Raw genomic sequence first — 21,676 nt, 5'->3', positions numbered from 1 at the left:
ATCTGCCGAAAACAGAGTCGAAATTCAGGCCGTCATGACCAGACCCATCCTTCCCCCGCGCTTTCCCGCGACGCCCGCGCAGATCAACGCGCAAGTTCGCGCCTTTTATGCCCGTGTCCGGCAAGACGCGGTTCTTGGGCCCGTATTTGCCAACCACGTCACCGACTGGCCCGCGCATGAGGACAAGATCGCCGCCTTCTGGCGCAATGCCATCCTGTATGAGCGCTGCTATGACGGCAATCCGCAACGGGTTCATATCGAACGGCCCGATGTGAAACCGGAATTCTTTGCCCATTGGCTGGATCTGTTCGAAGAGGTTGCCACCCGAACGCTGCCCGCGGAAACGGCCACCCCGTGGGTCGCCTTGGCCCGCCGCATCGGTGTCGGCATGAAGGCAGGTGTCCAATCCGCACGACAGCCCAAAGACGCGCCGCCGATCCTGCGATGATCCCGGATCATGGCGGCCATGCGATGTTAGCGGTAAAATAAGGGCTATTCGCGCCCTCGGAATAGGGTTAAGCAGAACTACGGACAGCCGGGAACCCTGCCTGCGCTGCTATGATGTATAGTCACCATATCAACATAGGCCGAGGCCGGATCGATGAGTGCTCAAAACAACACCCTGCGGGGGCTTGGCTATGCATTTCTGGGCTTTGCCGTCTTTGCCAGCCACGACGCGCTGATCAAGGTGCTGGGCGGCACCTATTCAGTGATGCAGATCATCTTTTTCGCCACGCTGTTTTCGTTCGTTCCAATGGCCGTCACGATCCTGACCGACCGCACGACGGGAAACTTTCTGCCGCATCATCCATGGCTCGTTCTGCTGCGCTCGGGCCTGATGGTAACGGCCATGTCCTGCGCGTTTTACGCGTTTTCGGTTCTGCCACTGGCCGAGGTCTATTCCTTGCTGTTTTCATTCCCGTTGATCGTCACGGTGCTGTCGATCCCGATACTGGGTGAAGTGGTCCGCGTCCAGCGCTGGGCTGCGGTTGGCGTCGGCCTGATCGGCGTCCTGATCGTTCTGCGCCCCGGTGCAACGGATATCACACTGGGCCATATGGCCGCCCTGATGGCCGCCTTTTGCAGCGCCTTTGCCTCGGTCCTTGTGCGCAAGATCGGGAATGAGGAGCGCTCGGCCGTGCTGATCCTCTATCCGATGCTGCTGGCCATCGTCGTGATGAGCCTTGCCCAACCGGCTGTATACCAGCCGACTTCCCTGCTGCATCTGGCGATGATGGCGCTGGTTGGGGTGTTCTCGGTCATCGCGCAACACCTGATCATTCTGGCCTACCGCGCCGCACCCGCCGGTGTCGTCGCCCCCAGCCAGTACAGCCAGATCATCTGGGCAACACTGTTTGGCATGATCTTCTTCGACGAGCGCCCTGACATCTGGGTCGCCGTCGGTGCCAGCATCATCATCGCGTCCGGCGTCTATGTTGTTTGGCGAGAAAGCCGGGCCAACACCACCTCGGTCAACACCCCGGTTCTGCGGGTTCGGTCGCCGCGTTCAGATACCGGGGCGTCACGGCCTGGAAAATAGATCTAACAAAAACGGCGCGCCGATCAGCGCGCCGTTTTCGAGAACTTTGGTGTTTACTCTTAGTAAATCACCACCGAACGGATACTTTCGCCCTTATGCATCAGGTCGAAGCCGTGGTTGATGTCGTCCAGACCCATGGTGTGGGTGATCATCGGGTCGATCTCGATTTTGCCTTCCATGTACCAGTCGACGATCTTGGGCACGTCCGTGCGCCCACGTGCGCCGCCAAAGGCAGTGCCGCGCCACGACCGGCCGGTGACCAGCTGGAACGGACGGGTCGAGATTTCGGCCCCCGCGGGCGCCACGCCAATGATGATCGACTCACCCCAGCCCTTATGCGCTGATTCAAGTGCTGCGCGCATCACGCCGACATTGCCTGTGGCGTCAAACGTATAATCCGCTCCGCCCTTGGTCAGGTTGACGAGATACGGCACCAGATCGCCTTCTACTTCGGACGGGTTCACGAAGTCGGTCATGCCGAACCTGGTGGCCATTTCCACCTTGGAGGGGTTCAGGTCGACGCCGACGATCTGGTCAGCTCCGGCCAGACGCAGGCCCTGAATGACGTTCAGCCCGATACCGCCCAGACCAAACACGATTGCGCGGCTGCCGATTTCCACCTTGGCGGTGTTGATGACCGCGCCGATACCGGTCGTGACACCACAGCCGATATAGCAGATCTTGTCGAACGGCGCGTCCTCGCGCACCTTGGCCAGCGCGATTTCAGGCAGAACCGTGTGGTTCGAGAAGGTCGAGCAGCCCATGTAATGCAGGATCGGATCGCCATCCAAGGTCGAGAAACGAGAGGTGCCATCGGGCATCAGACCCTTGCCCTGGGTTTCCCGGATCGCCTGACACAGGTTGGTCTTGGGGTGCAGACAGTATTCACACTCGCGACATTCCGGCGTGTAAAGCGGGATCACATGATCGCCCGGCTTCAGGCTGGTTACGCCCGGACCCACTTCAACCACCACGCCTGCGCCTTCATGGCCCAGAATGGCCGGGAACAAGCCTTCGGGGTCGGCACCCGACAGGGTGAATTCGTCGGTATGACAGATACCGGTGGCCTTGATCTCGACCAGAACCTCGCCCGCCTTGGGGCCTTCGAGGTTCACATCCATCACTTCCAAAGGTTTGCCTGCCTGAATGGCGACGGCGGCACGGGTACGCATGCTACTTATCTCCCTGTCACTTTTGCCCCGACCCTGCGTCAATTACAGGGTGTTTTCAACCGTGCTTTCATGGCAGGTTGGCTAATTAATTGATATTGCAGAAACGACATTGCCAGAATGAGGAACGCCAATGCACCGATTTTTCCCGATCCTGTTCTTTCTGGCGGCCTGTGCTGAAACCCCGCCCGCGCCCGAAGACGCTTTGCTGCCGCCGGAACCTGCCCCGGTCGATCTGGCCTTTTGTCAGGGAGAAGATTTTTCCGATACCGTTGGCCAGCCGGTTTCGAACATTCAGGCAAACCTGCCTGCGCGGTCGCGCGTGCTGGGCCCGGATGGCATCGCCACACAGGATTACCGCATCGACCGGCTGAACGTGTACGTGAATGGCGACGGGATCATCCTGCGGCTGACCTGCGGATAAGGGCGGACTCGACTCAGGCATCGATTCTCACTTAAGAACAAAGTAAGAACATTGTGATGCCTGCAAATGCCCAAACGCCGAATACTTTCGCTATGGTTCCCCCGTCTGGGGGCTGAACGGCTGATCCGCGCTGCGCGGGGGCTGCATACCGGGCCTTTGGCCATCGTGGCCGAACAGTCGAACATGCAGGTTATTACCTCAGTGAATGCCGATGCGCAGGCTGTCGGGCTGCGTATCGGCCAGCCGGTGCGGGATGCTCATGCCATGTGTGCCAACCTGATCACGCGGCACCGTAACGCCCCGGCCGAAGCCGCGTTCCTGGCCGCGTTGCGTCGCTGGGCGGGAAAGTTCAGCCCATGGGTGGCCGAAGAGGCCCCGGACGGGCTGATCGTCGATCTGTCAGGTTGCGCCCATCTGTTTGGCGGAGAGGAGGCGTTGCTGAACGTTCTTGAAACCGATTGCGCGGATATGGGCCTCAGCGTACAGATTGGCATCGCCGACACGCTGGGCGCAGCCTGGGCTTTGGCGCGCTATGCGGGGCAGGCGGCCACATCCGACCGCAATGGCGACGCCATCAGTCAGGAGGCCCGTGCCACCCGCGCCCGGGCGGGTAAACGGCGGCACTGGACCAAAGGCGGCACCGCGCCGCAAGTGAGGGCCCTGGGCGGAGGCGCGCGGATCGCGCCGCCGGGGCAATCTTATGGCGCACTCAGCCCCCTGCCTATCGCCGCGCTGCGGTTGGAAGATCAGGTTGTCGTGCAGCTGAACCGTCTGGGCCTGCGCCGCATCGGCGATCTGCTGGGTCAACCCCGCGCCAGCCTTGCGCGGAGGTTTGGACGCGGGCTGGTTCTGCGGTTGGATCAGGCCATGGGCAGCGCGCCCGAGCCTGTCTCGCCCGCCCGCCCGCCGCACCATTTCGCGGTGCGGATGACCCTGCCCAACCCGATTGGTCTGGTTGAGGATGTCATGGCTGCGGTTGATCGGGTTCTGCCAACGCTTTGCACCAAGCTGGAAGAAAAGGGGCGCGGTGCCCGCACCCTGCGGCTGGAGGCGCACCGCGCCGATCAGGCAGCTGAGGTTATCGAGGTCGGCCTGGCCCGCCCAACTTACGATAAATACCGCATTCGCCCTTTGTTAGAGATGAAAGTTGACAAGATCGACGCAGGCTACGGCATCGACATGCTGCGGCTTGAAGCGGTTCAGACAGAACCCATCCACGCCCGTACCGTGGCCGGCCATGCCGAAGCCCGCCGTGTGGCCCGCAACCGGCTGGCGGGCAACACCGCCGTGGATGATCTGATCGGCAAGCTGGGCGCGCGGGTGGGGCTTGAGGCGATCACCCGGCGCCATCCCGCGGCCTCGCACATCCCTGAGAAAACGGCGCAAACGCTGGCGGCCGCATGGTCGGAACCCGCCCGCGACTGGCCTGCGCCGCCCCGCCCCCGCCCCCTGCTGATGTGGCAGCCTGAGCCGGTGATGGCACCGGAAACCCCCGACGTGCCCAGCGCCTTTCGCTGGCGCGGGCGTAACTGGCAGCTGGCGCAGGCCACCGGCCCGGAACGTATCGCACCGGAATGGTGGCTGGATGACCCGAACTGGCGCAGCGGCGTGCGGGACTACTGGGTTGTGGTGACACAGCAGGGTGAGCGGTTGTGGCTGTTTTACGGCCATGGCGGAACCATGTCTGCAGGCTGGTTCTGTCACGGGCAGTTTGGTTAGGGTCTATTTCCCTCGGTACACCAACAGATCCGGCAGATAGTCAATCAGACGGATAAACCACGAGAATGGTGCAGGAAAATCCGTACGAAAACGGCGCCGCGACATCGCCTTGACCACACGACCCGCCGCATCCTCGGGGCTCATCAGCATGGGCATCCTGAAGCTGTTTTTCTCAGTCAGTCGGGTCTTGATGAAGCCGGGATTAATGATCCGCACGGTCACGCCGGTGCCTGCCAGATCATGGCGCATCGTTTCCGCCAGGGAAATCAGCGCCGCCTTGCTGGCCCCATATCCGATGGCCGCTGGCAACCCGTGATAGCCCGCGAGCGACCCGATCAGCGTAATATCCCCCCGACCTGCCTTCACAAGGTCCGGAACGGTTTCACCCAACACACGCAAAGCACCCAGATAGTTCACATCACCCATCCTGAGCGACGCTTCTGTATCCCAATCCGCCGAGCGCACGGGGTCATACGCGCCGGCATTGTAAACCAGCCCATCGACCAGACCCGCCTCGGCCACAGCCCCGCGAACAGAGTCTAAATCAGTGACATCGCACCGGATCGCGCGGGCATAGGGAAGCTCGGAACAAATGTCAGCCAAACGTTCAGAACTACGCGCCGACAAGATCAAATGCGCGCCCCTGTCGCTTAGCGCATTAGCCAAAGCACGACCCAAGCCTTCGCTTGCGCCGATGATCCAATAGGTTTTTCCGTCAAAGCTGCTCATGCGCGCGCCGATTCAGTCATGTTTCATATTTTACGGGCCCGTGACGCAATTGGATCAAACGGGATCGCACCTCTGGTAAAACTTCCAACCGGATTGATCCAACTGCACCTACCCTGCGTATTTCATTCTAAGAACCACATAACGAGGCTGGAATGTTCGACGAAACCCAGGGTGTACGGAAGAAAATCGCAGTTATTGGTGCAGGTATTTCAGGCCTTTCAGCCGCCTACTACCTTTCAGAAAACAACGACGTGACCCTCTATGAGGCGGAACCGCGTTTAGGTGGCCATGCCCGCACAATCATGGCCGGAAAGAACGGCGATCAACCAGTGGATACCGGTTTCATCGTCTTCAACTACGCAACCTATCCTTTTCTGACCCGACTTTTTAATGAGCTCAATGTTCCCGTTATCGAAAGCGAAATGAGTTTTGGCGCGACAATCGACAATGGTCGTATCGAATATGGGTTGAACAATCTGCGCACCCTGACCGCGCAGAGACGCAATCTTGCGCGCCCCGCCTATTACAAGATGATTGCCGACATTCTGCGCTTTGGCAAAATGGCTCCGGAGGCTGCAAAAGACGACGACACCACGATTGGTGAGCTGGTGGATCAGCTTCGGCTGGGACACTGGTTCCGCCACAACTATCTGATGCCCATGTGTGGGGCGATCTGGTCAACTCCAGTTGAGCTGGTGGATCAGTTCCCTGCACGCTCATTGGTACAGTTCTTTCGAAATCACGCCCTTCTGGCCAGTGGCCGCGCAAATCAACACCAGTGGTACACAGTAAAAGGTGGCAGTATCGAATATGTCCGCCGGATCGATGCCGCCCTGCGGACACGAGGGGCGGCAATCCGTTTGGCCAGTCCGGTTCAGAACATTTCCCGGAGTGAGACGGGTGTTACGGTCCGCAGTCAGGGTGCGGTGGATCAGTTTGATGAGATCATCCTGGCCACCCATTCTGACCAGTCGCTTGCCATTTTGGGCGGGAATGCCACCCCGGCGGAAACCGCTGCGCTGGGCGCAATTCGGTACCAACCCAACACCGCCACTCTGCATTGCGATCCTGGCCAGATGCCAAAGCGGCGTGCGTGCTGGTCCAGCTGGACCTATCGATCACAGGCCGGAGAGGTAGGCGTTACATATTGGATGAACCGACTGCAGAGCATCCCGGACAACGACCCGCTTTTTGTGACGCTGAACGCCTCGACAGAGATTCCAGCGGACAAAATCTATGATCAGGTCGAATTTGCCCACCCGGTATTCGACAAAGCCGCCCTGAAAGCACAGGGGCATATTCGAGAGATACAGGGACAGAACCGAACTTGGTTCGCCGGTGCGTATAACCGGCACGGATTTCACGAAGACGGGATTGCCAGCGCGATGCATGTTGTTGAGCGGATAAATGGCACCCCGCAAATGATCGGAGCTGATTATGCCATTCTTGGACAAGATCCGGCCATCTCTGTTGCCGCCGAATAGCGGGATGCTGCGCGCGACCCTTCTGAGCCTTTCCTTGCTGGCCCCCACTGGGTTGATTGCCTCGCCAGTGACGGAAGAGTTGGATGGTGCACAACTTCGCGGAACTGCAACCTTCCGCTATCTCGGGTTTCCGATCTACGACGCCAAGCTTTACACACCCAAAGGTGCTTCGTTCAGCTGGAGTGAAGATTTCGGGCTTCAGCTGACATACCGTAAAAGCATCAAGAAGAATGCGCTGGTCGACTCGACGCTCGACGAGATGAAACGCGTCGGCCACCCTGCCCCGATTGGCGACCAACTGGATGTATGTTTTAAAGGTGTCACCAAGGGTGACAGCTATCTGGCGGTGTCCGACGGGCCAGACAAGGTCAGTTTCTGGCTGAACGGTCGAAAGACCTGCACAATGGCATATCCGGGCATCAAACGCAGTTTCATGTCGGTTTTCCTTGGCGAAAACACGCGGTCGGCGTCCTTCACCCAAATGCTTCAGGGAAAGTGATGCTTTACCCTCGGGTCAGCTTATACGCGCTGATGCTCGCTGCGGCGGGCATCCCGCTATACATTCATCTACCGCGTTTTGCGGCGGTGAATCTGGGCATTGGACTGGGGGTGATTGGCACCGTCTTGCTGATGATCCGATTGGTCGATCTGGTACAGGACCCACTGATCGGTTGGGCGATAGATAGATGGCCCGGTGGCCAGCTTGTCTTTGCGTCCATGGCAGCACTCGGCCTTGCCATTGGATTCCCGGTGCTGTTCAGCCTGCAACAAGGAACAGATGTGCTGACGCTGGTTGTTCTTCTGATGCTTTTGTTTTCGGCTTATAGCCTGGGGACTATCCTGCTCTACGGGCGAAGTGCGACGCTGGCGAAACGCGCTGACGCGAAGGAGTTGATGACCCTCGCCGCTTATCGGGAAGGCGGACAACTGACAGGCGTTATCATCGCGGCAAGTGCCCCTGCCCTTTTTGTTGCTGCCGGAGCCCACGCGCAAGGCTATCCCGCGTTTGGTCTGTTTCTGGGTCTGCTATCGGTCGCAACCCTTTTGTTGACCGTTCCGATCTGGCGGCGGCCCGCAATCACCGGATCCGGTCTGTCTTTCTCAAGCCTGGGCCAGGCCGGAGGTTTGCGTCTTTTGGTGCTGGCTTTGATCAACGGCCTTCCCGTGGCCATTACATCGACCCTGTTTCTATTTTTCGTAGAGGACCGATTGCAATTGCCGGGTAAAGCCGGGCCACTGTTGATCCTGTTTTTCCTCAGCGCAGGCGTAAGCGTGCCGCTTTGGGCAAATCTCAGTAACCAAATTGGCCCGAAACAGACACTGATGATTGCAATGCCGCTTTCCATCGCGGGATTTATCGGTGCCGCCACACTGAGCGCTGGGAACCTCACCGGTTTTGCGGTGATTTGCCTCACCTCGGGTGCCGCTCTGGGCGCGGATATGGTCGTGCTGCCCGCCATGTTTTCGGTCACATTGACCCGAGCCGGTCTTAACGCGTCCACAGCGTTTGGTATCTGGTCCTTTGCTGGCAAGCTGGGCCTGGCCCTGGCAGCCTTTTTTACCCTGCCATTGCTGGAGCGCAGTGGCTTCACCCCCGGTCAAACCAATTCCGCCCAAGCGCTTGATACACTCAATCTCGCCTACGCGGTGCTGCCCTGCATCCTGAAACTTGGGGCCTTTGGAATGGTCCTGACCCTGCCAACCGAGGTCACAAGCAAATGAATGCTTTCGCCATCATCCTGCTGGCTCTGCTGATTGCAATGTTTGTCCGCGCCCGACTGCTGAGCTTTCGTGCGCAGAGCCCGTCAGACTATGCCGGTACCGGGCCCACTTTTTCGCTGAAGAAGCATCTGAACGGTGAAATCCTGTCCGAAGGTCTGATCTATGGCCCCAATGGCAGGATGTCGAACAGCTTTGTGGCCCGCATGGTTGGTGAGTGGAATGGGAACACAGGCACACTTTCCGAGTTTTTCACGTACTCAAATGGCAAAAAGATGAACCGTAAGTGGTATCTGACGCTGGGCACCAGAAATACGTTTACGGCAACGGCAGAGGATATCGTTGGCGAAGGTCACGGCACGATATCCGGCGCAACGATCAAGCTGACCTACAGGATCATTCTGCCCAAGGACGCAGGAGGACACACGCTGGATGTTACAGACTGGATGTATTTGACAGAACAGGGCGTTATCATGAATCGCTCCGAGATGCGTAAGTTTGGCATCAAGGTTGCTGAGCTCGTTGCAACAATGCGCCCAACCCCCAAATCACATCCGATCCACGTAGGTGGCGCAAATGAGTATAGCATCACTTCAGAAAGGCGGCTGGTGCAATGATCACAGGTCGCTCTCTGATTACATGCGTTTCCGTCGCAAGCTTTGCACTTCTGGTTGCCTGCTCTGGCAAACCGAAGGTTCCGACAACCTTTCTGTCTGAACGGCAGCTGAACCTCGAGGAATTCTTCGACGGAAAGACCGTGGCTTACGGGCAGTTTCAGGATGTACTGGGGAATGTTCCACGCAGATTTGAAGTCGATATCGACGGCACATGGGACGGGGAAACCCTGACACTGGTCGAGGATTTTATCTACGACGACGGCGCAACCGAACAGCGCATCTGGACGCTGACAAAGACTGGCGATGACACGTGGACTGGTACTGCGCCCGGTGTGCTGGGAACCGCCAGCGGGACCGAGAGGGGCGACACCTTCAACTGGAAATACAAGATTGACCTGCCTGTCAAAGATGGCACGATGCGCGTCAGTTTTGACGATTGGATGTGGCTGCTGACCGAGGACCGTCTGTTAAACCGCGCTTACGTCTCACGCTTTGGCATACGCCTCGGCGAGGTTATCCTGATCTTTGAAAAAGAATAGATTCCGCTATTTCCATCCAGACGTTGCCCATCAATAAAATATGAACTCGTCCACCGGCACCTGTAGCAGTCGCCTTGCTGCGCCAGCCATGTTTGCACTTTGCCCATCTGGCGTTGCAGAGTCGTGGTGGGCTCCGTCTTCAATTTTCAAACGGGCGCGCTCAATCTCGCCCCACAAGAAAAAAAGACCGTCCCGTTTGCCGACAAGACCGGCAGGTATCGTGGTCCGCAAAACACGAGTTTTTGCCTGTGACATCTGCTCTCTTACTGCCTCCGGTGTTTTCCACCTTTTGCAGAAAATCTACCGGTTATTTCGGGAAAAGCCAATTTTTTATGGGCAAAACCCGATTTTCAACCCCCCGTTGACAGGGGTGTTCGCAGCTCTCGCTGAAGGGTGTTGTCCTGACTGAATATTTGCAGTCACCGCCGATTGCCACACTTCGGTTGATGGCGGGTTCCCCCGCCTTGTCGTCAGTGGTCCATGCTTTGACAACCTCTCGGCTATGGAACGCCCCGGATCATGCAGTCGACTGCTCTGACACGATCTCCCCGAACCGCGTAAAGAACTTTGCCGACAACTTCTTGGCGGTTCCCGCAATCAGCCGACTGCCGAGCTGAGCAATCTTGCCACCAACATCAACCTTGGCCGTGTATTTCAGTACGGTTTCGTCCCCTTCTTCGGTCAACGAAACGTCTGCGCCGCCTTTGGCAAATCCAGCCGCCCCACCTTTGCCTTCACCCATCAAAGAGAACCCGTTTGGTGCATTGGCCGTGTCCAATGTGACCTCACCCGCAAAGCGCGCTTTGACCGGGCCAATTTTCAGAACAACTTTCGCCTCAAGCTCGGTTGGTGATTTCTGCGTCAGTTCCTCACATCCCGGGATGCATTCCATCAAAATGTCGGGATCGTTAAGCGCGCGGTAAACGACGTCGCGTGGCGCTGCGATACGGATTTCATCAGTCAGTTCCATTCAGGTCTTTCCTTTGTTCAACAATATCTTGGAAATAGGCGCATTGCAGCCGTTTCTATCCTTTGAGCCAGCAACGCAGGCCACATGTGGCAAAGGTGTTCAAGCAAGCTTTTCATCATGCGACACCTTTGCTGCCTTTTCACCGTTCCGCCACATCACAATCTCGGCCAAAATCGACAGGGCGATCTCATGCGGATCTATGGCATGTATGTCCAACCCCGCCGGGGATTTCAGGCGCGCAACTTTCAAAGGGTCCAATCCCTGGGCGATAAGCTTTGCAGTCAGCGTAGCTGCCTTGCGGCGACTGGCCACCATCGACACGCGTGCCGCATCGGTTTCCAATGCAGCCTTCAAAGCGGATGCATCGCTGCGCCCCTGCGCAGCCACCACGACAAAGTCCCGCGGCTCCACACCCAGCGCATCGACATGTGCCAAGGCAAACCGCACATGGTTTCCAGCAATATCAAGCCCATCCTCGACAGCCGTGCGAAATCCGGCCAGCGATCCATGCGCTGCCAGAGCTTTGGCAATCAACCCCTCGCCGAAAATCACCAGCCGGGGCGCGTGTTGATAGGGTTCGACCAAAAGATCAACTGTACCACCGGACGGGCACCCACTTTTGAACGTTTGAACACCATCGGGATCCGTCATGTTCACCACCTTTTCCGAAGGTTTGACACGGATAATCTGCGGCGCCCCGGACGCCCAAGCCTGTTGCGCCGCGGCCCGGACTGCGCGCTGCACACAAGCCCCGCCTAGATGCCCCAGGATTTCACCCGCCTGGGTAATCGCCGCCTTCCCCCCAGCTTTGGCCGAGGTCGCATCCGCCGTGCGCAAAACCGTCGCCACACAAAAGGCCTCTCCGGTTCCGCGCAGCTGATCGATGGTGTCAAAAATGTCGAAATTCGCCAAGGTCAGACTCCTTTCACAGCTTTTGGAACTGCGGCTCAAGCGCTGCCAATGCATCCAGTGTATTGGCCGGCAAATGCGCATCCAGATAGGGTTCAGCCGCCTGCATCGCTGCCGCAATAGGTTGATAGTCCTTCCAGCCCTTCAAGGGGTTCAGCCAGACGATCCGGCGTGCCTTGCGCCTGATACGCGCCAGCATATCCCCCAGAGCCTGCGGATCAGAACTGCAATATCCGTCCGACAGGATCAGGACGACAGTACGCCCGTTCAGTGCCCGCGCGCCGTATCCCGACAGAAATCGCTCCAGACTGCCGGAAATATCGGTACCGCCGCCGAAGCCTTCGGCCATCAGCGACAATCGCCCCGCAGCCCGGAGGGTGTCATGGTCGCGCAACGCATCTGTTACCCGCATCAATCGCGTGTGAAACAAATACGCATCTGCCTCGATCCCGCTGCCGGTCAACCCTTTCAGAAAAGCCAGAAACACGCGTGAGTACGCGGTCATCGAACCACTAACGTCGCACAATGCCACAATCCGCATCGGGCGCGGTGGCCGCGCTCGGCGATACAGGTCCAGCGGCTCACCGCCACGCGCCAGACTGGCGCGCTGTATTCGGCGCATATCCAGAACAGCCCCGCGCAACGCCCGTTTCCGGCGGCGCGATCGCCTGTCCCGAAATGCCCGCGCCAAGGTCAGCGCGGCTGTTTCAGCCTGTTTTAGGGCCTCTTCGTCCATCAACTCTCGCAAGTCCCGGCGTGACAGGTTGGCCGTTCGCGTGGCGATCAACTTGCCGTCCACCCCTTCGGCTTCCCCTTCACCGCAGTCAGGCAGAGTGGCCTCTTGCTCCGACCCGGATCGTGGTTCGTCCTCACCCTGAGTTCTGGTCTGCCAGATCATTGGCTTGGCGGACTGCACCCGCACATGCTTGTTTTTCGCTTTTCCCGAACGCTGTGCGCCAGCGTTGAACCAATAGGCGTCGAACAGTTCATCAAACCGGCGCCAATCTTCCGCATCTCCGGTCAATATCGCGCACATGGCTTGCCGGGCCTGTTTGGCATCCGTTGCATCCACTTCGGACAAGGCGGCAAGCACGTCCCCCGCATCCGACGCCCCCAATTGCATACCGTTCATTCGCAAATGCGCTATGAAACCCGACATACGGTCGGCAAGACCCGAGGCCCGAGAGGGAAAGCGCGTAACCTGCATCACGCGACCTTTCCAATCAGGCGATCCATCACCTCGGGCGGTGCCGCATTGTAATCTGCGGCAGTTTTCAGCAAACACACCAGCGTCGCCTGCACGTCTTCGCGGGATTTGGCCAGATCATTGACACCCAACCCGGACAGGGCTGCTGCCCAATCCAGCATCTCGGCGATGCCCGGTTTCTTCTCAAGATCTTCCTGACGCAGCGCCTGTACAACACCGATGATCTGACGCGCCAGAATCCCCTCGATTTCAGGCAGTCGCGCCCGCAGGATTGCCAGTTCGGTCTCCCTCGAAGGATAGTCAAGAAAGCTGTACAAACACCTTCTGCGCAGCGCATCCGACAAATCCCGCGTCCCGTTGGCCGTCAGAATGACAACAGGCCGCACATGTGCCTGCACCGTTCCCAACTCGGGTATGGTGATCTGAAAGTCTGACAGGATTTCCAGAAGATAGGCTTCGAACTCCTCATCCGCCCGATCAATCTCATCAATCAACAGAACCGGAGGTTTCGTTTCCGAGATAGCCTCTAACAAAGGCCTTTTCAGCAAATATTCATCCGAAAACAGCTGCGCCTCCGCGACGCCGCCTTGCGCTTCGCTCGCCCGGATCGCCAATAGCTGTCGCTGATAGTTCCATTCATAGATGGCATGACTGGCATCCAGACCTTCGTAGCATTGCAGACGTATCAATCGCGTATCGCGCCAGGCTGCCACCGCTTTCGCAACTTCGGTTTTCCCCACACCCGCCGGCCCCTCCAGCAACAAAGGGCGCCCAAGTTGCTGCGCCAGATGCAACGCCATGGCCAACCGATCATCGGCAACATAACCCTGCGCGGCCAACCCGTTCTGCACGTCGTTCAAGGTCAAAACCAGGATCCTATCTTCATCTGGCCCCAAATATCCCAGGGGAGGTTCGGAGGGGGCAGAGCCCCCTCCGTCCAGTCGGACCGGCAACAGCCGGTCCGATCCCAATCACCCATGCATCCCCAGACCATTGGCAATCTTCCAAATCCGCCAGTGATCGTGCGGCATATGGCTCTGCACCAACCCAAAAGGCCGGAACGCGTCATGCACTGCGTTTGAAAACGCAGGCACACCGCCGACATTCGGGCTTTCCCCCACACCCTTTGCGCCAATCGGATGGTGCGGGGATGGGGTCACCGTATGGTCAGTGGTATAGTTCGGCGTCTCCCACGCGGTTGGCAGGAAAAAGTCCATCAGCGTACCGGTTTTCACATTGCCCATGTCATCATAGGCAATCTCCTGACCCATCGCGATGGCCAGTGCCTCGGTCACACCCCCATGGACCTGCCCCTCGATGATCATCGGGTTGATCCGAGTGCCACAGTCATCCAGCGCATAGAACTGCCGGACTTCCCATTCACCAGTATCCACGTCAATCTCCATGACACAGATATAGGCTCCGAACGGATAAGTCATATTGGGCGGGTCATAGTAACTGACGGCCTCCAGACCCGGCTCCAGCCCAGGAATGGCCTGATTATAGGCGGCGAATGCGATTTCCTTCATGGTCTTGAACCGCTCAGGCGCGCCTTTCACAGCAAAGCGATCCACGTCCCATTCGACGTCATTGTCGTGTACCTCCAGCAGATAGGCCGCGATCATCTGGGCTTTTGCCCGAATTTTGCGGGCCGCCATTGCCGTGGCCGCGCCAGCCACCGGAGTGGACCGGGATCCATAGGTCCCAAGCCCGTAAGGCGCGGTATCCGTGTCACCCTCTTCCAGCGTGATGTCATCGGCGGGCAGGCCGATTTCACTGGCGATGATCTGGGCAAAGGTTGTGGCGTGGCCCTGCCCTTGACTGATCGTCCCCAGCCGCGCGATCGCTGATCCGGTCGGATGAATGCGAATCTCGCAGCTGTCGAACATCCCCAGCCCGAGGATATCGCAGTTCTTCACCGGTCCGGCTCCGACGATTTCCGTGAAATGCGTCAGGCCGATGCCCAGCAGCTTGCGCGTTTTTCCTTCCTTGAAATCCGCGATCCGCTGCGCCTGTTCCGCCCGCAGACCCTCATAGTTCACAGCCTTCAGCGCTTTGTCCCAAGCGGTGTGATAATCGCCCGAGTCATATTCCCAGCCCAGCGCGGATTGATAGGGAAACTGATCTGCCTTGATGAAGTTGATCCGACGCAACTCGGCTGCGTCCATGTTCAGCTTGATGGCCAGAACCTCGATCATGCGTTCGATGAAATAGGCGGCTTCGGTCACGCGGAAGGAACAGCGATAGGCCACACCGCCCGGCGCCTTGTTGGTATAGACGCCATCCACCGCCAAATAGGCAGTCGGGATGTCATAAGACCCGGTGCAGATATTCATGAACCCGGCAGGGAATTTGGTCGGGTCGGCACAAGCGTCGAAACCGCCATGATCCGCAGTGGTGTGACACCACAATCCAGTGATCTTGCCTTCCTTGGTGGCAGCAATCTTCCCCTGCATCCAGTAGTCACGGGCAAAGGCAGTGGACATCAGGTTTTCCATCCGGTCCTCGACCCATTTCACCGGCTTGCCGGTAACTATCGAGGCCACCACCGAACACACATAGCCTGCGTAGGCCCCCACCTTGTTGCCAAACCCACCACCGATATCGGGGCTGATCACGCGGATATTGTGCTCGGCCAGCCCCGAAATCAGCGACACAACCGTGCGGATCGCGTGCGGAGCCTGGAACGTCCCGTACAGAGTCAGCTTGCCAGTCACCTTGTCCATCGACGCCACGCAACCGCAGGTCTCAAGCGGGCACGGGTGGGTGCGGTGGTAATAGATCATCTCTTCGGCGACCACGTCCGCCTCGGCCAGCGCGGCTTCGGTCGCGTCCTTGTCGCCCTGTTCCCACGTGAAGATGTGGTTGTGATGTTTACGCGGTCCATGTGCGCCTTCGGTCTGACCTTCCAGGTCTTCGCGGAGCACCACGTCCGACTTCAACGATTCGAACGGGTCCGTGATGACAGGAAGCTCTTCGTATTCGACCTCGACCAATTCCACGGCATCCGCCGCGACATAGCGGTCTTCGGCGACGACATAGGCAACTTCCTGGCCCTGGAACAGCACCTTGCCATCGGCCAGCACCATCTGCTTGTCACCGGCCAATGTCGGCATCCAGTGCAATCCCAAAGGCGACAGGTCTTCGGCGGTCAAAACGGCGATCACGCCGGGCAGTGCCAAAGCGGCCTCTTTGTTCACGCTGACGACACGGGCATGGGCATAGGGGGATCGCACAAAATCGCCAAACAGCATCCCGTCCAGCTTGATGTCATCAACGTAATTACCCTTGCCTTGGGTGAAACGCACGTCCTCGACGCGCTTTCGGGCGCAGCCCATACCTTTGAGGTTGGCAGCGCGTTCTTCGGGGGTCAGAGTCTGGTCGTTCATTCCGCGGCCTCCTTCTGAGCATTGAGCAAATCAGCCGAAGCCGAGATCGCCTTGACGATATTCTGGTATCCGGTGCAGCGGCACAGGTTTCCGGCCATGCCGAAACGGATTTCCTCCTCGGTCGGGTTCGGGTTTTCCTGAAGCAGACGATGCGCCCGGGTGATCATGCCCGGCGTGCAGAACCCACATTGCAGCCCGTGATGTTCGCGAAACATTTCCTGCAACACTCCAAGGCTGCCATCATCATTGGTCAGGCCTTCAACGGTTGTGATCTCAGCACCGTTTACCTGCGCTACAAAGGCGGTGCAGGATTTGACCGACTTGCCGTCGATATCCACGGTGCAGGCACCGCAGTGGCTGGTTTCACACCCGATATGTGGGCCGGTGATTTTCAGGTCTTCCCGCAGGAAGTGGATCAGCAGCGTGCGCGGCTCGGCCAGACCTTCAACCTGCTTGCCGTTTACGGTCAGTTTGACATGCATTTTCGACATTGGTTCCCTCCCCCTCAGCCCGCGCGGCTTTGCGCACGGTCGATGGCGCGGCGCAGCACCACGGCTGCCACGTGTTTCTTGAATTCGACAGGGCCGCGGTTGTCAGCGACCGGATCGATCGCGTCTAGCATTGCGGCAACGCACCCTTCGACATCGCCCGCAGCCAGCGCGGTGCTTGCCTCATCCGACCAGATGGGCGTGTCGGCCAGATTGGTCATCGCAACCGAGGCCTGACCGTTGCCAACCATCACAGCCGCGGCGGCGGTCGCATAATCTCCTATCTTGCGCTTTTGCTTTTGATAGGCCTGCCCCACGCCTGCACCCGGTACAGGGATCGAAATCCGGGTCAGGATTTCTTCGTCTTCGCGGGCGGTGAAATACGCGGCCTCATAAAAATCACGCGCGGCAACTGTCCGGTTCCCGTCCGGGCCGGACAACTCGAACGCGGCGTTCAAGCATTGCATCAGACCCGGCATGTCATTGCCCGGGTCACCATTGGCTACATTACCACCGACAGTGCCCATGTACCGCACTTGCGGATCCGCAATCTGAAGCGCCGCCTCGCGGATCAACGGAATGGCTTCGGCCAGACCGCTGTGGGTGATCAGCTCGTGCTGCGTGACCATCGCACCCAAAGTAACGGTGTCAGGCCCGACCTCTATCCCCTTGAGTTCTTCAATGGCCTGAAGATCGACCAGATGACCCATCTCGGCCATGCGAAGCTTCATCATCGGGATCAGGCTGTGCCCGCCCGCGATCACGCGCGCCTCGTCGCCATATTCCTGTAGAATGCCGATGGCCGAGGCAATGTCGCCTGGCCGGTGATACTCAAAGCCGGCTGGTATCATGTTTTTCCTCCCTGGGTCCGGGCGATATGCCTTGGAGGACCTGAGGTAAGGAAAGAACGGCGGATTTAACTGATCCAGTTAAGGAAAACGGAGCGCGCGGCTTGTTTCACGAAATGCGAAAGAACTGCACGAGTTGCGCCTAGACCCCCAGCGCCTCGCGAATATCTGTCAGGCGGGACCGGCTGACCGGCACCTTGCTCAGCGCGTCAACACCATCGAAATAACAGGTGCCGTTGTCCTTGTGGCGTTCAAATCGCGAGACGTGTTTCGGGTTCACCAGATAACTGCGATGCGCCCGCAGGAACCCTTCGGGCAAAAGCCGCGTTTCCGCATCCGTGATCGACCAGGGGCAGAACAGTTTCTCTGCGTCCATATAGAGTACCGTGTAATGCCCTTCGGCCCGAATTGCGGCGATCCGCGCGGGATGCGCAAAAAAAGTCTGGCCTTCGCGCTCATACGGAACACCAGCGCGCATTGGGGCGGGTTCCGACACAGGTCCTGAGGCAGGTGCAGTCACGGGCTTTGGCTCTATGAACGTAATACCGGTCAACAGGAAAGCACCACAGATCAGAAAGACGGATACCGTCACCCCCATTGCCAAAACTTGGTTATCCAGCGCAGGACCCGCACCACCGAGGCTGTCGCTCGCGACGAAATCCGTAAGGCCTGTGGCGACAAAATGCATGGTGAACACCGCCAGCCCGAAACAAACCGTGCCGAGCAGGATGTTTCGTTGAGTCCGGTTGCCATAAGCCACCCAGATTGCAGACACCGACAAGATTACCGATGCCAGCGCTGACAGAGCAACATCGAAAATGTCATAGACAGGGCGGCAAAGCTGCATTCCAGCCATCCCGACATAGTGCATCGCGACGATACCCAGCCCGACAATCACACCGGACCCGATCATCGTCTGAACCGAACGAGGCCGGAAATGCAGCAGCAGCAACGCCAGCCCGACCATCAGGATCGCAACCAGTGCCGACATCAGGGTAATCAGGGCATCATAGTAGAACAGGATTGGCAGTTGCAGCCCCAGCATCGCTACGAAATGCATCGACCAGATGCCGCCGCCCAGAATGACAGCGGCCAATGCCACCACGAACTTGCGCTGCTGGCTATCCAGCCTTGACGCGCCATGCGTCAGGTACAGACCCGTGAACCCGGCCATGAGCGCCACGGCAAGCGAAGCCACCACCAACCAAGTGTTGTGAGAGTAGTCCAGCATTTGGATTTGAACGCCCTCCCCGACGCGAGGATGACGTTAGCAAACCGAATTGATTGCGACAATTCACAGTTAGCAACAGCAGGGCTCAGACCTGTTTCTGAGCCTCTGCATCGTCCGCGACCTCTACGGCATCAACTGTGACTTCAACCACATCGTCGTCTTCCGCAGTCTCGACTGTTTCGGGTTCTTCAGTCTGGCTCTCAAGTGCGCCGACGATCAGGGGCAACATGTGAACCCCGGTTGCTGTTGCAATCTCGGGTGTCTGTGGTGTCTGCCAGCTGAGCGTATCGAAGCTGTGGCAGTTCTGACAGACAGGTCCCCATTCGGGTTGAATGTCATGACAATTGTCGCACACCCATTGCGGGCCGCGCGGCGCGTTCAGTGCCTTGGCAAGCCAACCTTGGACAACAGCGTCCGTGGCACCCTCGCCGCGCTCAACAGCAGCCATCAATGTATAGGCGCGCGCATCACCTTGTCTTTCTACAACATCACCCAGGGCACGGCGGGCTTCGGGAAAGTCTTCGGCCACAATGTTCAGCTCGGCCAGGATCAAACGGGTTTCCATGTTTTCAGGATGGGTGCGGGTCAGTGCCGTGAATCGTCTGACCCGTTGTTCCGGAGTTTCATCCGGCGCGATCTCGGCAAAGGCATGGGCCAGATCCGGATGTGGGCGAACCTCCCACGCTTTTTTCAGGATCTTTGTCGCTGCCCGCGACTTGCCCTTGGCGATATAAGCGCGGGCTGCCATGGCGGCGGCGGGAACCAGATCGGGCGACAGGCGATTGGCTTCGATCGCGCGCTCCTGTTGCTCTACAGTTGCGCCTTCATCCAGGATTCCCTTGGCTTCGGACAGCGCCAGAACCGCATCGCGGCGTTTGAAGACGTCGCGCGGCAGATACCCTGCTTTCAACTTGGAAGTCAGCGTCGACCGGGCACCGGCCCAATCCTGCGCCTTGGTCTGCAAATTCAGCAGAACATCCTGTGTCTCTTCGTGACGCGGTTTGATGGCCAGTGCCTTTTCGGCCAGCTTGCGGGCGGTTTCATCATCTCCCTCGGCAAGCTTCTGTTTCATGATACCGCGCACCCCGACAAATCGGGTCGCACTGTTTGTCACCAGTTTCTTGTAGGTGTCCGAAGCTTTCTTGGTGTCACCCGTCATCTCGGCAGCCTGCGCCACCAGTAGATCCGTCAGTTCCGGCTTGTTCAACAGCTTTTCGGCTTTACTGGCCTTGGTCATGGCAATGCGCCCCTCGCCCGAGGCCAACGCCATCAACCCATCGGCCAGCGCCTGATAGCCGCGCTGTTCCCGGCTGCGGTCGAAATAACGCGACAGGGCGGTTTCGTCGCCGTTGAGGAATTTGAGCGTCGCAACCAAAAGGCTGAGCAGTTTGAAGAACAGCCAGACCGCAAATACCAGAACACCCAGCGCAATCACCGACTGAAGCGGCCCAAGGGTGAATTCCGTGCCCGCGACCGTGATCTGCACCCCACCACTGGTTTGCATCAGGAAGTGACCGCCCAGCGCCAGCAGGCCGATAATCGCAACAAAAACGAGGATCTTAAACAATGACCACAGCATGGCAGGTCCTTCAGTTCGAGTTCAGGCTGGAAGCCAGCGTATTCACGGCGTCAACGGCGGCGGCTCGTATCCCGGCCGCCTGCTCCCAATCGGCCATCGCAGCCTGCGCCACTTCGGGAAGTGATTTCAGTTCATTCAACGCTTTGGTCAGGTCGCCATCTGCCAGCGCAGCCTGCGCGCGCGACAGAACAGCGTCTGGACCATCACCTTCCTGAGGCGTGACGGAACGGGCGCCCGTTTGACGTTGCAGGAAGGCGACCAAACCCGTTCCTTTGTCAGTCTCGCGCGCCTCGGCCAATGCATTTCGCGCCGCAGGCTCGAACGACGCCCGAAGCGCGGTCAGTGTTTCCACGCCTTTTTCCGACGGGCCGGACAGGGCGTCCGGCACATTCACGCCGCCTGCCTTCAATTCAGCAACCAGTTCCGAAAAAGGCTGGCCGGTATCCAGCTGCCCACGCAGGCGGGCCAGAGTGGCAGCATTCGTTGCGGCTTGTGCTTCTGCCGAGGCTTTCGCTTCAAGGGCCTGAGCGTCCGAAACCATTTTTTCGACTTCAGCCCGTTGCGCTGCCAGCGAATCCTGAAGTTTCTTCAGTTCCGCCTCAAACACGGCGGTTGCCTCGGGCGAGGCGGTGGAGGCAATCGGGGCTTTTTCCAGCGCAGCGATCCGGTCCGTCAATGGCGCGACCTGACCGGAGAGCACATCAACCGAGGATTTTACCGTGCTCAGGTCGCCTTCAACCGGTGTCAGCTTGTCCGACAACGTTTTGACCTGATCTGCCAGTCCAGACACATCAGGGCTGTTTGCAAGCGCCTGTGACAGTTTGGCGATCTGGTCCGACTGCTCTGTCAGCTTTGCTTCCAGCGCTGCCAGCGCCCCCGAGTTGTCCGGGCTGGTTGGCAACAGCCCTCCGTTGCCCAGCGCGAAACCTGCAACGGCAGCCAGCGCGCCCCCCAACAGGGCCGGAACGAAACCGCCACGTTTTTCAACTACGCGTTCGACGGTCTTTTCAGTGACCGGGGCTTCGGCTTCGGCTTCGGCTTCGGCTTCGGCTTCGGCTTCGGCTTCGGCTTCGGCTTCGGCTTCGGCTTCGGCTTCGGCTTCGGCTTCGGCTTCG

21 protein-coding genes are annotated in these 21,676 nt (G+C 58.7%); 9 read left to right on the top strand and 12 right to left on the bottom strand.

Translation table 11 applies throughout. From position 1 onward, the window contains the following. Positions 1-34: 34 nt before the first annotated feature. Both ACR0LL_RS13330 and ACR0LL_RS13325 read left to right on the top strand, forming a co-directional pair. Positions 35-448 carry a group III truncated hemoglobin gene (locus ACR0LL_RS13330; protein ID WP_480587480.1) on the top strand — a complete coding sequence of 138 codons (414 nt, stop codon included), beginning with the start codon at positions 35-37 and terminating at the stop codon, positions 446-448. A gap of 153 nt (positions 449-601) precedes the next feature. Further along, complete coding sequence (locus ACR0LL_RS13325; RefSeq protein WP_480587477.1) at positions 602-1,540, top strand: DMT family transporter; 939 nt, start codon at positions 602-604, stop codon at positions 1,538-1,540. A 59-nt stretch (positions 1,541-1,599) separates the two neighbouring features. On the opposite strand, the gene ACR0LL_RS13320 is transcribed toward ACR0LL_RS13325, so the two are convergent. Beyond that, positions 1,600-2,712 carry an S-(hydroxymethyl)glutathione dehydrogenase/class III alcohol dehydrogenase gene (locus ACR0LL_RS13320; RefSeq protein WP_267364409.1) on the bottom strand — a complete coding sequence of 371 codons (1,113 nt, stop codon included), beginning with the start codon at positions 2,710-2,712 and terminating at the stop codon, positions 1,600-1,602. A gap of 130 nt (positions 2,713-2,842) precedes the next feature. Here ACR0LL_RS13320 and ACR0LL_RS13315 point away from each other — a divergent pair, with 130 nt between their 5' ends. Together ACR0LL_RS13315 and ACR0LL_RS13310 are read left to right on the top strand one after the other, a co-directional pair. After that, on the top strand, positions 2,843-3,133 hold the full coding sequence (locus ACR0LL_RS13315) for an I78 family peptidase inhibitor (protein WP_267364411.1): 291 nt from the start codon (positions 2,843-2,845) through the stop codon (positions 3,131-3,133). A 66-nt stretch (positions 3,134-3,199) separates the two neighbouring features. After that, complete coding sequence (locus tag ACR0LL_RS13310; RefSeq protein ID WP_480482653.1) at positions 3,200-4,852, top strand: DUF6504 family protein; 1,653 nt, start codon at positions 3,200-3,202, stop codon at positions 4,850-4,852. 3 nt (positions 4,853-4,855) lie between these two features. On the opposite strand, the gene ACR0LL_RS13305 is transcribed toward ACR0LL_RS13310, so the two are convergent. Next, complete coding sequence (locus ACR0LL_RS13305; protein ID WP_480587475.1) at positions 4,856-5,581, bottom strand: SDR family NAD(P)-dependent oxidoreductase; 726 nt, start codon at positions 5,579-5,581, stop codon at positions 4,856-4,858. Positions 5,582-5,733: 152 nt separating this feature from the next. Between ACR0LL_RS13305 and ACR0LL_RS13300 the strand changes: the two genes are divergently transcribed. Genes ACR0LL_RS13300 through ACR0LL_RS13280 form a run of 5 tightly spaced genes read left to right on the top strand, consistent with a single transcriptional unit; the run spans position 5,734 to position 9,940 of the window. Next, positions 5,734-7,065 (top strand): NAD(P)/FAD-dependent oxidoreductase, encoded by a 1,332-nt coding sequence (locus ACR0LL_RS13300; RefSeq protein WP_480587471.1) that lies wholly within the window; start codon positions 5,734-5,736, stop codon positions 7,063-7,065. Next, the gene (locus ACR0LL_RS13295; protein WP_480587468.1) at positions 7,019-7,564 is read left to right on the top strand and encodes a hypothetical protein; all 546 of its coding nucleotides are present in this window, start codon (positions 7,019-7,021) and stop codon (positions 7,562-7,564) included. The genes ACR0LL_RS13300 and ACR0LL_RS13295 overlap by 47 nt, the downstream gene beginning before the upstream one ends. After that, positions 7,564-8,787, top strand: coding sequence for an MFS transporter (locus tag ACR0LL_RS13290; protein WP_480587465.1), 1,224 nt, complete (start codon positions 7,564-7,566; stop codon positions 8,785-8,787). Before ACR0LL_RS13295 ends, ACR0LL_RS13290 begins: the two co-directional genes overlap by 1 nt. After that, positions 8,784-9,401, top strand: a complete 618-nt coding sequence (locus ACR0LL_RS13285) for a DUF3833 domain-containing protein (RefSeq protein ID WP_480482643.1) — start codon at positions 8,784-8,786, stop codon at positions 9,399-9,401. The genes ACR0LL_RS13290 and ACR0LL_RS13285 overlap by 4 nt, the downstream gene beginning before the upstream one ends. Then, positions 9,398-9,940: a DUF3833 domain-containing protein gene (locus ACR0LL_RS13280; protein WP_480487914.1), complete on the top strand. Its 543-nt coding sequence runs from the start codon at positions 9,398-9,400 to the stop codon at positions 9,938-9,940. Before ACR0LL_RS13285 ends, ACR0LL_RS13280 begins: the two co-directional genes overlap by 4 nt. A gap of 517 nt (positions 9,941-10,457) precedes the next feature. Here ACR0LL_RS13280 and ACR0LL_RS13275 read toward each other — a convergent pair. The 10 genes from ACR0LL_RS13275 to ACR0LL_RS13230 form a co-directional block, all read right to left on the bottom strand. After that, positions 10,458-10,910, bottom strand: a complete 453-nt coding sequence (locus ACR0LL_RS13275) for an SRPBCC family protein (RefSeq protein WP_480560077.1) — start codon at positions 10,908-10,910, stop codon at positions 10,458-10,460. Positions 10,911-11,009: 99 nt separating this feature from the next. Beyond that, the gene (locus tag ACR0LL_RS13270) at positions 11,010-11,822 is read right to left on the bottom strand and encodes an XdhC family protein (protein ID WP_480587462.1); all 813 of its coding nucleotides are present in this window, start codon (positions 11,820-11,822) and stop codon (positions 11,010-11,012) included. A 13-nt stretch (positions 11,823-11,835) separates the two neighbouring features. Next, a complete protein-coding gene (locus ACR0LL_RS13265) occupies positions 11,836-13,026 on the bottom strand; it encodes a vWA domain-containing protein (RefSeq protein WP_480587459.1) in 1,191 nt (396 codons plus the stop codon). Continuing rightward, positions 13,026-13,892, bottom strand: coding sequence for an AAA family ATPase (locus tag ACR0LL_RS13260; RefSeq protein ID WP_480587456.1), 867 nt, complete (start codon positions 13,890-13,892; stop codon positions 13,026-13,028). The genes ACR0LL_RS13265 and ACR0LL_RS13260 overlap by 1 nt, the downstream gene beginning before the upstream one ends. 105 nt (positions 13,893-13,997) lie before the next feature. Beyond that, positions 13,998-16,415, bottom strand: coding sequence for an aerobic carbon-monoxide dehydrogenase large subunit (locus ACR0LL_RS13255; RefSeq protein WP_480587454.1), 2,418 nt, complete (start codon positions 16,413-16,415; stop codon positions 13,998-14,000). Next, the gene (locus tag ACR0LL_RS13250) at positions 16,412-16,906 is read right to left on the bottom strand and encodes a (2Fe-2S)-binding protein (RefSeq protein ID WP_480474462.1); all 495 of its coding nucleotides are present in this window, start codon (positions 16,904-16,906) and stop codon (positions 16,412-16,414) included. Before ACR0LL_RS13250 ends, ACR0LL_RS13255 begins: the two co-directional genes overlap by 4 nt. A 14-nt stretch (positions 16,907-16,920) precedes the next feature. Continuing rightward, positions 16,921-17,754, bottom strand: a complete 834-nt coding sequence (locus tag ACR0LL_RS13245) for an FAD binding domain-containing protein (RefSeq protein WP_480587451.1) — start codon at positions 17,752-17,754, stop codon at positions 16,921-16,923. A gap of 139 nt (positions 17,755-17,893) precedes the next feature. Next, positions 17,894-18,982, bottom strand: coding sequence for an MHYT domain-containing protein (locus ACR0LL_RS13240; RefSeq protein ID WP_480587448.1), 1,089 nt, complete (start codon positions 18,980-18,982; stop codon positions 17,894-17,896). Positions 18,983-19,067: 85 nt separating this feature from the next. After that, positions 19,068-20,561 (bottom strand): heme biosynthesis HemY N-terminal domain-containing protein, encoded by a 1,494-nt coding sequence (locus tag ACR0LL_RS13235; protein ID WP_480587445.1) that lies wholly within the window; start codon positions 20,559-20,561, stop codon positions 19,068-19,070. A gap of 10 nt (positions 20,562-20,571) precedes the next feature. Further along, the coding region (locus tag ACR0LL_RS13230) for a COG4223 family protein (RefSeq protein WP_480587443.1) at positions 20,572-21,676 on the bottom strand (1,105 nt) is incomplete at its 5' end.

This window comes from Ruegeria sp. AI2, from assembly GCF_056541275.1.
The sequence above is the reverse complement of the archived record's forward strand: the minus strand, read 5'-3'. Positions and strand labels throughout refer to the sequence as shown.

Bases quoted from the DNA above. Each gene is read 5' to 3' on its own strand.
- ACR0LL_RS13330 (WP_480587480.1), top strand. From the start codon at position 35: ATGACCAGACCCATCCTTCCCCCGCGCTTTCCCGCGACGCCCGCGCAG.
- ACR0LL_RS13325 (WP_480587477.1), top strand. From the start codon at position 602: ATGAGTGCTCAAAACAACACCCTGCGGGGGCTTGGCTATGCATTTCTG.
- ACR0LL_RS13320 (WP_267364409.1), bottom strand. From the start codon at position 2,712: ATGCGTACCCGTGCCGCCGTCGCCATTCAGGCAGGCAAACCTTTGGAA.
- ACR0LL_RS13315 (WP_267364411.1), top strand. From the start codon at position 2,843: ATGCACCGATTTTTCCCGATCCTGTTCTTTCTGGCGGCCTGTGCTGAA.
- ACR0LL_RS13310 (WP_480482653.1), top strand. From the start codon at position 3,200: ATGCCCAAACGCCGAATACTTTCGCTATGGTTCCCCCGTCTGGGGGCT.
- ACR0LL_RS13305 (WP_480587475.1), bottom strand. From the start codon at position 5,581: ATGAGCAGCTTTGACGGAAAAACCTATTGGATCATCGGCGCAAGCGAA.
- ACR0LL_RS13300 (WP_480587471.1), top strand. From the start codon at position 5,734: ATGTTCGACGAAACCCAGGGTGTACGGAAGAAAATCGCAGTTATTGGT.
- ACR0LL_RS13295 (WP_480587468.1), top strand. From the start codon at position 7,019: ATGCCATTCTTGGACAAGATCCGGCCATCTCTGTTGCCGCCGAATAGC.
- ACR0LL_RS13290 (WP_480587465.1), top strand. From the start codon at position 7,564: ATGCTTTACCCTCGGGTCAGCTTATACGCGCTGATGCTCGCTGCGGCG.
- ACR0LL_RS13285 (WP_480482643.1), top strand. From the start codon at position 8,784: ATGAATGCTTTCGCCATCATCCTGCTGGCTCTGCTGATTGCAATGTTT.
- ACR0LL_RS13280 (WP_480487914.1), top strand. From the start codon at position 9,398: ATGATCACAGGTCGCTCTCTGATTACATGCGTTTCCGTCGCAAGCTTT.
- ACR0LL_RS13275 (WP_480560077.1), bottom strand. From the start codon at position 10,910: ATGGAACTGACTGATGAAATCCGTATCGCAGCGCCACGCGACGTCGTT.
- ACR0LL_RS13265 (WP_480587459.1), bottom strand. From the start codon at position 13,026: ATGCAGGTTACGCGCTTTCCCTCTCGGGCCTCGGGTCTTGCCGACCGT.
- ACR0LL_RS13255 (WP_480587454.1), bottom strand. From the start codon at position 16,415: ATGAACGACCAGACTCTGACCCCCGAAGAACGCGCTGCCAACCTCAAA.
- ACR0LL_RS13250 (WP_480474462.1), bottom strand. From the start codon at position 16,906: ATGTCGAAAATGCATGTCAAACTGACCGTAAACGGCAAGCAGGTTGAA.
- ACR0LL_RS13245 (WP_480587451.1), bottom strand. From the start codon at position 17,754: ATGATACCAGCCGGCTTTGAGTATCACCGGCCAGGCGACATTGCCTCG.
- ACR0LL_RS13240 (WP_480587448.1), bottom strand. From the start codon at position 18,982: ATGCTGGACTACTCTCACAACACTTGGTTGGTGGTGGCTTCGCTTGCC.
- ACR0LL_RS13235 (WP_480587445.1), bottom strand. From the start codon at position 20,561: ATGCTGTGGTCATTGTTTAAGATCCTCGTTTTTGTTGCGATTATCGGC.